The organism is Granulicatella sp. 20925_1_28 (assembly GCF_041433575.1).
Classification (GTDB): domain Bacteria; phylum Bacillota; class Bacilli; order Lactobacillales; family Aerococcaceae; genus Granulicatella.
Map to the genome: position 1 here is coordinate 110,830 of NZ_JAPWBS010000001.1, position 12,015 is coordinate 122,844.

Here is a 12,015-nt window from a genome sequence, read left to right on the forward strand (position 1 = left end):
TTGAAATAACATTTCTTGTTGAATATAGTGACTTATGGTACTCTTAAATTGAGAAATCAGGAAAAGAATGGGGGTTTCAGATTGTATAAAGATGAAACAAAACAAGTAAGATGTTCATTTTGTGGAAAATCACAAGAACAAGTAAAGAAAATTATCGCTGGTCCTGATGTATTTATTTGTAATGAATGTGTTGATTTATGTAAAGAAATTATCGATGAAGAATTTTCTTCTATGACAATGGATGAAATGATTGAGGTATTAAAGCCTCAAGAAATTCTAAAGGTATTAAACGATTACGTCGTTGGTCAAGATCATGCAAAGAAATCATTAGCAGTAGCGGTTTACAATCACTATAAACGTATTAATCACTTATTTAGTGAAGATGACGACGTTGAATTACAAAAGAGCAACATTTGTTTAATTGGACCAACTGGGTCTGGTAAAACTTATTTAGCTCAGTCATTAGCGCGTATTTTAAATGTTCCATTTGCGATAGCAGATGCGACTACATTAACTGAAGCTGGTTACGTTGGTGAGGATGTTGAAAATATTCTTCTAAAACTATTACAAGCGACAGATTATGATATTGAACGTGCTGAAAAAGGGATTATTTATATTGATGAGATTGATAAGATTGCCCGTAAGAGCGAGAATGTATCTATTACTCGTGATGTAAGTGGTGAAGGGGTTCAACAAGCCTTACTGAAAATCTTAGAAGGGACTGTTGCGTCTGTTCCACCTCAAGGAGGACGTAAGCATCCACATCAAGAACTCATTCAAATCGACACAACGAATATTCTATTTATCGTTGGTGGAGCTTTCGATGGCATTGAAACAATTGTGAAAGAACGTCTTGGTGCTAAAGTGATTGGATTTGGATCTTCGAATAAAAACTTATCAAGTCACGAAAGTTTAATGCAACTGATTATCCCAGAAGATTTACAAAAATTCGGGTTAATTCCAGAGTTTATTGGACGTCTTCCAATTACTGCAGCGTTAGAACCGTTAAGTAAGGACGATTTAGTTGATATTTTAACGAAACCCAAGAACGCCTTAGTGAAGCAATATCAAAAACTCTTTGCAATGGATAATGTGGAACTAGAGTTTGAACCAGCAGCGCTTCAAGCAATTGCTGCTAAAGCAATCGAACGTCGAACAGGTGCGCGTGGTTTAAGAAGTATCATTGAATCCGTTATGATGGATTTAATGTTCGAAATTCCAAGTCGTGAAGATATTACAAAAGTAGTTGTGACAGAAGCGATTGTGAACGGAACTGGGGAACCTGATTTGTATGATGAAGAAAATCGATTGATTTCCTAGGGATTTTTAACAAAATATGTTAGGATAGAATGTGATATAGTGGGTGCATTATATTGCATTCTATTTTTTATTAAGAGTTATTACATGAATTGAAGGAGACAACAATATGAAAGGATTGAAATCCTTAATAGCGAAACATTATACAAAAGAAGAATTTGCTTGGATTATGCAAGACTGGGCTAATTCGGTTTATTCTTTAATGATTACAACCGCCATCTTCCCGTTATATTTTAAGACGGTATCATCAAACGCCGGCATTAGTGCGGCTGATTCAACTGCATTTTTAGGATATGCAAACTCGATTGCGACATTTGCCGTTTCTATTATGGCGCCGGTTCTTGGAGCTTTAGCGGATTATAAAGGCTATCGAAATCCGATGTTTACTTGGAGTACATTACTAGGTGTATTCTCAGTTATTGGAATGATGTTTGCAGAAACAGATCAATGGATTTTATTACTAGCATTGTATACTTTATCGGCTATTGGATATTCAGCTTCAAACATTTTCTATGACAGTTCGATTATGGATGTCACAACTTATGATCGAATGGATAGAATTTCTGCAGCGGGCTATGGATATGGCTATATTGGAAGTGTCTTTCCATTTGTATTATTTATGATGATTATGCAATTCAGTGGATTAAATTCAAATGCAATCGTTATGATTGGATTCTTTATAACAGCCGCATGGTGGTTTATCTTTACCGTTCCATATTGGTTATATGTGAGTCAAAAATCATTTATAGAGAAACCAAAAAATCCAGTTAAAGATAGCTTTATTCGTTTATGGGGAACCATTAAACGTATTGGAGAACATAAGCAAGTGTTCTTATTCTTACTCGCTTACTTCTTCTATATTGACGGAGTAGGAACTATCATTAAAATGGCGACAGCAATCGGTTCGGATATGGGACTCGATAGCAATAGTTTGATTGTCATCTTATTAATTGTTCAAATCGTGGCATTTCCATTTAGTTTACTTTATGGTTACTTATCCAAACGATTCGGTAACAAAAAAACATTATTCCTTGGAATCGGTACTTATATTTTAATTTGTGTGATGGCATTGTGGTTAAATTCATACACAGATTTCCTTATCTTAGCAATCCTTATCGGTACTGCTCAAGGTGGGGTACAATCACTGAGCCGTTCCTTATTCGGTCAATTGATTCCAGCTAACAGAGCTAACGAATTCTTTGGATTCTATAATATCTTTGGTAAATTCTCATCCATTTTAGGGACAACATTACTTGGGATTACAGCTCAAATGACAGGAAATTCATTAGATGGTGTGTTCTCTTTAATCATCTTGTTCTTAATCGGTTCAGTCTTACTATTCTTCGTGAAGTTGCCAACTCAGAAAGGATTAGAAAATGAAGGTTAATAAAGCCGAATTTACAATTAGTGCTGTAGGACCAGCGCAATATCCTTCTGGAAATCTTCCAGAAATAGCATTATCAGGTCGTTCAAATGTTGGGAAATCTTCTTTTATTAATAAGTTGATTCAACGAAAAAGCTTAGCCCGTACCTCAAGTAAACCTGGTAAAACACAAACATTGAACTTTTATCATATTAATGAGCAGTTCTATTTTGTAGATGTGCCAGGATACGGATATGCCAAAGTATCTAAGAAAGAACGTGAAAAGTGGGGGAAGATGATTGAGGAGTATATTACGACTCGAGAGCCACTTCGTTTAGTGCTTATCTTAGTAGACTTTAGACATGAACCAAGTCAAGAAGATGTTCAAATGCGCGAATTTTTAGAGTATTACAATATTCCATATCGAATTGTGATGACGAAATGTGATAAGATTCCTCGTGGAAAATGGAATAAACATGTCAGCGTGATTCGAAAAGCATTTGGCAAACCACCAGAAGATCTTTTCTTAACATTCTCATCTGAAACAGGTGAAGGAGTAGAGAAAGCTTGGGCGTGGATTGAACAATTTATTGCCGACTAAAATAACAAGTGATACCGTATACGGTATCACTTATTTTGTTTTAAAAAAATGAAGCCACTTGTAAGGAAAATAAAACTTGCTCCATTGCATTAAATCGCGAATTGTGATATATTATATGCTGTATCATTAGGCGTAGTGTATGGAGGGAGTTTTTTTTATGAGTCAACGATTATCAAAAGAAACGATTCAAAGTATACAATCGCAAGTGAATATTCTCGATATTGTAGGACAGTTTGTTCAATTGAGAAAGCAAGGAAAGAGCCTCTTTGGCCGTTGTCCTTTTCATGATGAAAGAACACCTTCATTCACCGTCACAGAAGAAAAACAGTTATTTCACTGTTTTAGTTGTGGACGCGGAGGAAATGTTTTTAACTTCATGCAGGAATTGGAAAGTTTATCTTTTCCAGAATCGGTTGTTAGGGTAGCAGAACTTGCACATATTCCTCTCGATGTAGAAATTCCTTCTAGTCAACAAGCAATTCCTCAAAAAGAGAGAAAGTTGTTTGTCGCACATGAAAAAGCGAGTGAGTTTTACTCGCACGTCCTATTTAATACAAAAGGTGGACAAGAAGCACTTCATTATTTAACGGATCGTGGTTATACGATTGATACGTTAAAAGAATTTGGATTTGGTTTCTCATTAAAAGACCGCACGCAGCTGACACAGCTCTTACAAGATTTAGAGCTAACAGAACAAGAAATGGAAGCGACAGGTCTATTCGTTGAAAGTCAATCAGGGTTCTTTGATCGTTTTAATCAGCGAATTATGATTCCTCTCCGTAATGAACATGGACAAATCGTTGGTTTCTCTGGACGTGTGTTGCCAGGTTATTCGGATGAGTTCGCTTCCCAGGCTAAATATTTAAACAGTCCTGAAACACCGCTCTTTGCGAAAAGAAACTTCTTATTTAACTTTGATTTAGCAAAGAAGAATATTCGTAAAGAAAATAAAGTTATCCTTTTTGAAGGATATATGGATGTTATTTCTGCTTGGCAAGCGGGAGTTCAACTAGGGGTAGCCTCAATGGGAACGTCTCTGACACCAGAGCAAATTCAAAAGCTTCGTCATGTGACGGATACGATTTTGATTGCTTATGATGGTGATAGAGCAGGTTTGGAGGCAACAAACCGAGCGATTGAAATGATTCAATTAACGAACGCTTTTAGTATCGGCATTATTCCATTTGATAATGGTCTAGATCCAGATGAGTTTATTAAGCAACGTGGTCCCCAGGCATTTATTGATTTAGTTGAACACGGGCAAGAAACCATCTATCAATTTAAAAAGAGATTCCTTTCTAAGAAATATCAGTTACAAGTTGAGAGTCAAAAAATTCAGTATATCGAAGAGATGATTATTGAACTGGCGAAACTCACAAATGATGTGGAAAAGAATCTAGCAATGAAGTCTCTTGCGGATGAGTTTAATCTTGATTACACAACGATTCAAAATCAAGTGAAACAAAAGCAAGTTCAAACTTCACAGAATTTACAAGCTCCACCTATACCAAGTGTGGAAATGCAACAAGTGCCCGTAATGAACAGACCGTTTATTAAAAACGAAGGTATTCAAAGACATTTAATGTACCGCTTGATGCATCATAATGAAGCTTGGACATATCTGAATCGTATTAATCCAGAATTCTCTTTTCCAGACGCATTATATGAGCAATTATATTTACACGTTCAGGCGTTTAGAAATGAAGAAGAGGAATTTGATGTTCAAGAATTTATGTTGTTTTTAAACGATAAAGATTTAATGAACAGAAATCTGGTATCTGAAATCGAACTAGGTCAGTTTCCTCCAGAATGTACGGAACAAGAGATTCAAGATTTAGTATATGTACTTTCACAAAAGAATACTCTGAAAGAGCAGTTAGCACAAAAAAAGGAAGAGTTGAATCGAGCTGCTCTTGTGAACGATGATGAAACCAGAAAGAAATTGATGGTCGAAATCATGGAGATTCAACGTCAATTAAGGAAAAGATAGAATGGAGGAATGGTGAATGACAGTTCAAAAGAATGAAAAAGGTCAAACACTGAATGAAGCAACTTCAACGCTTCTTGCAGAACGAAAATTATTCGGTCAAATTTTATACGATGATTTATCTGCGCAAATCGCAATCCCATTTGAGTTGGATGCGGAAGGAATGGATAAATTAATTCAAAAGTTTGAGGATGCAGGGGTTAGTGTTGTAGATGCTAACGGTGAACCAACAAGCCAACAATTGTCAGCAGAAAGCCAACGTGAAGCTGAAACTGGCGTTGTTGAAGATGATACTGCCTTATCTTCAAATACGAAGATTAATGACTCCGTTCGTATGTATTTGAAAGAAATCGGACGAGTTCCACTTCTTAGCGCGGATGAAGAAGTTGCATTAGCACTCCGTATTCAAGAAGGTGATACAGAAGCCAAACAAGAGTTAGCGGAAGCCAACCTTCGTTTAGTAGTATCTATTGCAAAACGTTATGTAGGACGTGGAATGCAATTCTTGGACTTAATACAAGAAGGAAACATGGGCTTAATGAAAGCCGTTGAGAAATTTGACCATACAAAAGGGTTCAAATTCTCAACTTATGCAACATGGTGGATTCGTCAAGCAATCACTCGTGCCATTGCAGACCAAGCGCGTACAATTCGTATTCCAGTACATATGGTTGAAACTATCAACAAATTAGTACGTGTTCAAAGACAACTATTACAAGATTTAGGACGCGAACCTACACCGGAAGAAATCGGTGCAGAAATGGATTTACCAACTGAGAAAGTTCGTGAAATTCTTAAAATCGCTCAAGAACCAGTATCTCTTGAAACTCCAATTGGGGAAGAGGACGATTCACATTTAGGTGATTTCATCGAAGACGACAACGCAACAAGCCCAGCGGATCATACAGCATACGCATTGTTGAAAGAACAACTCGATGAAGTTCTTGAACAATTAACAGACCGTGAAGAAAACGTACTTCGCCTTCGTTTTGGTCTTGATAAAAACGGTGAAATCCGTACGTTAGAACAAGTAGGGCAAGTATTTGGGGTTACTCGTGAACGTATTCGTCAAATTGAAGCGAAAGCATTACGTAAATTACGCCATCCAAGCCGTTCTAAGCAATTAAAAGACTTCTTAGATTAAGAATGAATAACAGAAGCAGTCCTTAGGGATTGCTTCTTTTTTTGTTTGCAATTTTTGTGAAATCTCTATTATTTTCATGGAAAAGGGTTTAAATCTAGTGAAGAATTTGGTAAACTAACCAATGTGGTAATTGAGAATGATTATCAATTAGAAAAGAGAAAAAATGAAAAGAGTTAGTTATTTATTTATATTATTACTTATTTTAAGTGTTATTTCGCTCTCAGTCGGAGCGTCAAATTTCTCTTGGAACGAATTGTTTAACGGAGGAGAAAGTGCAACACAATTGTTTTGGCTATCTAGAGTTCCAAGATTATTCAGTATCCTATTATCTGCCTCAGCCATGAGCGTATCTGGATTATTGATGCAGACGATTACTCAAAATGAGTTTGCTGCACCAAGTACCATTGGAACGGTAGACGCCGCCAAGCTAGGACTGATGATAAGTTTATTATTGTTCCCATCTCCTGGATTATTAGAAAAGATGGCGACGTCATTTGTGTGTGCTATTGCCTTCTCGGCACTTTTTATAGCGTTGCAGCATCATTTATCCCTGAAGCAAAAATGGATGATTCCATTAATTGGGTTGATTTTTGGCGGTGTGATTGGCGCTTGTACTCAGTTTATAGCGTATCAATTTCAACTTGTCCAAAGTTTATCGTCATGGATGCAAGGTTCATTTTCAATGATTCAAACGAATCAGTATGAATGGTTGTACTTATGCTTGTTTGTCTTAGTGATTAGTATTATTTTTGCCCATTACTACACAGTTGTTAGCATGGGGGGAGATATTAGTCGAAATCTTGGCGTTCCAGTTAAGCGAATGGAGTCTTTCACACTAGTGTTAATCGCGCTAACAACGAGTGTAACCATGATTACAGTTGGGAGTTTGCCGTTCATTGGAGTGATTGTTCCAAATATCGTCCGCATGAGATATGGCTCTCAGATGAAAGTTTTAGTACCGTTGACAATGCTTGTGGGTGCCTGCCTTGTTTTAACTTGTGACATTATTGCTCGCATAGTGATTTCTCCTTACGAAATTTCCGTAAGCATCATCTTAAGTATCATTGGCGCTGCGCTCTTTATTTTCCAAGTGATTCATTTGGAAAAGGGAGGAGAAAAGCTATGAAAAGAAAAACAAGAATTTTACTAGGGTGCCTTCTAGCGGTCGCTGTTTTATTGGTAGTTGCCTATTTGTTGATTCCAACAAAGAATAGTACTACGGTATCAAGTTTCATATTCCATAGACGATTATTAAAACTACTGGTCATTCTCATCGTATCTTTTGCGATACCAATTTCGACCATTAGTTTTCAAACAGTGGCGCAAAACCGATTTTTAACACCTGGGGTTTTAGGCATTGAGAGTTTATTTGTCTTTATTCAAAGTGGTCTCTATTATTTTGAGAGTTTAATAGGATTAAAAGTAGAACAGTCAGCTCTTATTTATGCTGTTACAATTACTATTCAGATAATCTTGTTACTTTTATTAATGAACGCATCTAAAGGGATGCTTCTTTCTAATTTTAAAGTGTTATTGTTACTAACAATGGCATTTTCGATGTTGCTTCGAAATGCTAGTACATTCTTACAAGTCTTAATGGATCCAAACGAATTTGATAAATTACAAAGTTCGCTTTATCCATCTTTTCAAAAGATGAATGCACAACCATTATTGATATTTGGAGCTCTAATATTATTTGCGATATTAATGATGGTGCTCTTTAGATTAAGACATATGCTCGATGCACTTCATTTAGGAGTAGATGGAGCTAGAATGTTAGGAATCAACACGAAACGACTTAGCAATGTAGTGATTGTCATTGTCATTATTATGACGAGTCTATCTACGATACTAGTAGGGCCACTTCAATTTTTGGGGTTTATGATTGCGAATTTATCCTACCAGCTGACAAAAGAATACAAACACGGCGTATTATGGCTATTTTCGGCTATTTTAGGGCTTGTGATTGTACTTTCGGCTCAATTGATTGTTGAGAGAGTATTTCTTCTTACCATACCGATTAGTGTATTTATTGAGGGGACTGGCGGAGTATTGTATTTAATCTTATTAGTGAAAGGAGAAAAGCTTGATGCAGCTTAAAGGTGTTACAAAAAAATATCGCCATCCAGTAGTCGCTCATGTAGATTTAGAAGTCTCAAAACATCTACTGACATCGTTCATTGGTCCAAATGGGGCTGGAAAATCTACGCTATTAGGGATGATGAGTCGGCTTCTTCCAAAAAACGAAGGTCTAATTTATATAAACGGCCAAGAAATTGAAACGTGGAACTCAACAGAATTGGCAAAAGAACTCGCTGTTTTAAAACAAAACCAGCAGGTACATGTCAGTATGACAGTTGAAGAGTTTGTTCGCTTTGGTCGTTTTCCATATACAAAAGGGAAGATTACAAAATCAGATGAACAGATTGTTGAAGAGGCACTTAAGAATACGAATTTATTAGACTTTAGAACTCAAGATATTGGTACGTTATCTGGGGGACAGTATCAACGAGCGCTGATTGCGATGGTTTTAGCTCAAGATACGGAATGGATTTTACTGGATGAACCATTAAACCATCTCGATCTAAAGCAGGCGTATGAGGTGATGAACTTACTACGATTCTTAGTTGACGAAAAAGGAAAATCGATTGTCATTGTGATGCATGATTTAAATATGGCAAGTAATTTTTCAGATGAAATTGCTTGTTTTAAAGAAGGAAAATGTATCATCCATGATAAAGTCGATACAGTTATGAAAGATGATGTGTTATCAGATTTATATGAGATTCCACTTGAAGTCATTGAAATAAATGGTAAAAAAATATGTATTATAAAGAACGGAGAATAACATTGAAAAAATTTTTAGCCTTATTAAGTTTAGTAGCTGTATTTATTCTTACAGCATGTGGACAAACAACAAAAACAGATGCAACAACTACAACTGCATCAACTACACAACCAGCAGTTGAAGAAAAGAGTGAAGTAACTCTTACAAATGGAAAAGAAGACGTAAAGGTTAAGACAAATCCAAAGAAAATCGTTGTATTTGATTTAGGTGTCGCGGATACGATTCGTGAACTTGGATTTGTGGATTATATCGTAGGAATGCCGTTAAAAACATTGCCTGCTTACTTAAAAGATTTACCATCAAGTATTCAAACTACTGGATCAATGGTGGAGCCTGATATCGAAGCCATCGCTGCATTAGAACCAGATTTAATTATTGCTTCAGGTCGTACGAGTAAATATTTAGACCAATTAAAAGAAATTGCGCCAACTGTTATTTTCTCAGTAGACCAAAAAGACTATTGGAATTCAGTTTCAAAAAATATCCGCTTAGTAGCATCATTATTTGGGAAAGAAGCCGAGGCAAAAGCAGAGGAAGAAATTAAATCATTAGAAGCTTCAATTAAGAAAATTGCAGATACTAATGAAAAATCTAATGATAAAGCATTAACCTTAATGCTTAACGAAGGAAAAATGTCGGCATTTGGTGCAGATTCACGTTTCGCATTCCTTTATCAATCACTTAAATTCAAAGCAACAGATGCAAAAATTGAAGATAGCAAACACGGACAAGAAATGAGTTTTGAAACGATCAAAGAAATCAATCCAGATACAATCATCATGCTTAATAGAACTTTAGCAATTGGTGGAGATAACTCAAATGCTGACACAGTTTTAAATAATGCACTATTCAAAGATACAAACGCTGTTAAGAATAACCGAGTGATTCAATTAACTTCTGATCTATGGTATTTAAGTGGCGGGGGATTACAATCTACTAAATTAATGATTGAAGACATTCAAAAAGTACTCCAATAATGAAACTAAACAATAACAGCTATGTTTAGTCAAAAAGAAAAGAGGTGTGCCGCCATTTGCGGTACACCTCTTAATTTATTTACTCTAAAGTATCTGCTTCAGTAACTCCTAAAATTACAGGAAGAATCATTGGATGACGTTCTGTTTTCTTAAATAGGAACGGACCTAACACATCCGTAATTTTATTACGTAATACACGTTCATTTAATACTTCTTCGGAATCTGCCAAGAGTTCTTCAAGTTCATCACGAAGAATAGCTTGAGCTTCGTTTAGAAGTTGTCCGGATTCTTTCATGTAGATAAATCCACGAGAGAGCATATCTGGACCTGCTACTAATTCACGGTTTTCGTAGTCAACAGTGGCTACACATATGACTAAACCATCTTGTGAAAGTGTTTTACGGTCACGAAGAACGATGTTTCCGATATCTCCGATACCATTCCCATCAACGTAGACATCACCTGCAAAGAAGTGACCAGCTCTACGTGCAGAGTCAGCAGTAACTGCAAGAACATCACCATTGCTTAAGATAAATGAGTTTTCTTTTGGAATTCCCACTTGAGTCGCAAGATTTGCTTGGATCTTCTGCATACGATATTCACCGTGGACTGGTACGAAGTATTTAGGCTTCATTAAGCGAAGCATTAATTTTTGTTCTTCTTGAGAACCGTGACCAGAAGTGTGAATATTGTTTACTTTACCATGAATCACTTCAGCACCAGCTTCTGAAAGAAGGTTGATAACGCGGTTAACGCTTGAAGTGTTTCCTGGAATAGGTGAACTAGAGAAGATAACTGTATCACCAGGTTGAATTGAGATTTGGCGGTGAGTTCCATTTGCGATACGACTAAGTGCCGCCATTGGTTCCCCTTGAGACCCTGTACATAAAATAATGACTTTTTCAGAAGGGTATTGGTTAATTTCACGTCCATCGATAAAAGTATCATCTGGAGCCTTAATATAACCTAATTCACGAGCAGTGCGGAAGCTGGCTTCCATACTACGTCCAAATACAGCTAATTTACGACCAGTTGCTACAGCCACATCCGTTACTTGTTTTAGACGAGAAACGTTTGATGCAAATGTCGCAAAAATGATACGTCCATCAACGCGTTGGATAATCTCTTTTATCGATTTTCCAACGACTTGTTCTGATTGAGTAAATCCAGGGACTTCAGAGTTCGTACTGTCTCCTAAAAGAACTAGAACACCTTCTGAACCAATTTGTGCCATACGGTGAAGGTTAGCTGGTTCTCCAACTGGAGTAAAGTCAAACTTATAGTCACCTGTAAACACGATATTTCCTGGAGGAGTCTTAATCACAATCCCGAATGCATCTGGAATAGAGTGGGTTGTGCGATAGAAACTCACTTGTGTTTTACGGAATTTAATGACGCTATCTTCATCAATTTCGTGAAGAATCGCATCTCTTAAAAGACCGTGTTCTTCTAATTTATTTCGAATCAACGACATCGCAAGTTTTGTTGCATAAATAGGGATGTTCGCTTGTTTAATTAAGAAAGGAATCCCACCAATATGGTCTTCGTGTCCATGCGAAATAAATAGACCTTTTACTTTATTAATATTTTGAACGATATAACTGTAATCGGGAATCACATAATCGATTCCTAGTAAATCATCCTCAGGGAATTTAATACCGGCATCCAAAATGATCAGCTCATCTTGGAATTGAACGCCATATGTGTTTTTACCGATTTCACCTAAACCGCCAAAAGCAAATACGCCCGTTTCGTTATTTTTAATATTTGGCTTCATG

At 36.5% G+C, this 12,015-nt stretch carries 10 protein-coding genes; 9 read left to right on the forward strand and 1 reads right to left on the reverse strand.

The window, feature by feature from the left end:
- Positions 1–81 precede the first annotated feature (81 nt).
- The 9 genes from clpX (at position 82) to O3793_RS00525 (ending at position 10,237) form a co-directional block, all read left to right on the forward strand.
- Positions 82–1,320, forward strand: coding sequence for an ATP-dependent Clp protease ATP-binding subunit ClpX (clpX, locus tag O3793_RS00485; protein ID WP_285252061.1), 1,239 nt, complete (start codon positions 82–84; stop codon positions 1,318–1,320).
- A 106-nt stretch (positions 1,321–1,426) separates the two neighbouring features.
- Complete coding sequence (locus O3793_RS00490) at positions 1,427–2,704, forward strand: MFS transporter (protein WP_371444782.1); 1,278 nt, start codon at positions 1,427–1,429, stop codon at positions 2,702–2,704.
- On the forward strand, positions 2,694–3,281 hold the full coding sequence (gene yihA, locus O3793_RS00495) for a ribosome biogenesis GTP-binding protein YihA/YsxC (protein ID WP_371444784.1): 588 nt from the start codon (positions 2,694–2,696) through the stop codon (positions 3,279–3,281). The genes O3793_RS00490 and yihA overlap by 11 nt, the downstream gene beginning before the upstream one ends.
- 157 nt (positions 3,282–3,438) lie before the next feature.
- Positions 3,439–5,271: a DNA primase gene (gene dnaG, locus O3793_RS00500; protein WP_371444786.1), complete on the forward strand. Its 1,833-nt coding sequence runs from the start codon at positions 3,439–3,441 to the stop codon at positions 5,269–5,271.
- A gap of 49 nt (positions 5,272–5,320) precedes the next feature.
- On the forward strand, positions 5,321–6,412 hold the full coding sequence (gene rpoD, locus O3793_RS00505; RefSeq protein ID WP_371445092.1) for an RNA polymerase sigma factor RpoD: 1,092 nt from the start codon (positions 5,321–5,323) through the stop codon (positions 6,410–6,412).
- A 163-nt stretch (positions 6,413–6,575) separates the two neighbouring features.
- Complete coding sequence (locus tag O3793_RS00510) at positions 6,576–7,538, forward strand: ABC transporter permease (RefSeq protein WP_371444787.1); 963 nt, start codon at positions 6,576–6,578, stop codon at positions 7,536–7,538.
- A complete protein-coding gene (locus O3793_RS00515) occupies positions 7,535–8,512 on the forward strand; it encodes an iron chelate uptake ABC transporter family permease subunit (RefSeq protein ID WP_371444788.1) in 978 nt (325 codons plus the stop codon). The genes O3793_RS00510 and O3793_RS00515 overlap by 4 nt, the downstream gene beginning before the upstream one ends.
- Entirely contained in the window at positions 8,502–9,260 is a 759-nt protein-coding gene (locus O3793_RS00520; protein ID WP_371444790.1) for an ATP-binding cassette domain-containing protein, read from the forward strand. The genes O3793_RS00515 and O3793_RS00520 overlap by 11 nt, the downstream gene beginning before the upstream one ends.
- Positions 9,236–10,237 carry a siderophore ABC transporter substrate-binding protein gene (locus O3793_RS00525; RefSeq protein WP_371444792.1) on the forward strand — a complete coding sequence of 334 codons (1,002 nt, stop codon included), beginning with the start codon at positions 9,236–9,238 and terminating at the stop codon, positions 10,235–10,237. The genes O3793_RS00520 and O3793_RS00525 overlap by 25 nt, the downstream gene beginning before the upstream one ends.
- A gap of 79 nt (positions 10,238–10,316) precedes the next feature.
- Here the strand turns inward: O3793_RS00525 and rnjA are convergent, their stop codons facing one another.
- Positions 10,317–12,014 (reverse strand): ribonuclease J1, encoded by a 1,698-nt coding sequence (gene rnjA / locus O3793_RS00530; RefSeq protein WP_048712102.1) that lies wholly within the window; start codon positions 12,012–12,014, stop codon positions 10,317–10,319.
- Between the last annotated feature and the right edge of the window lies 1 nt (position 12,015).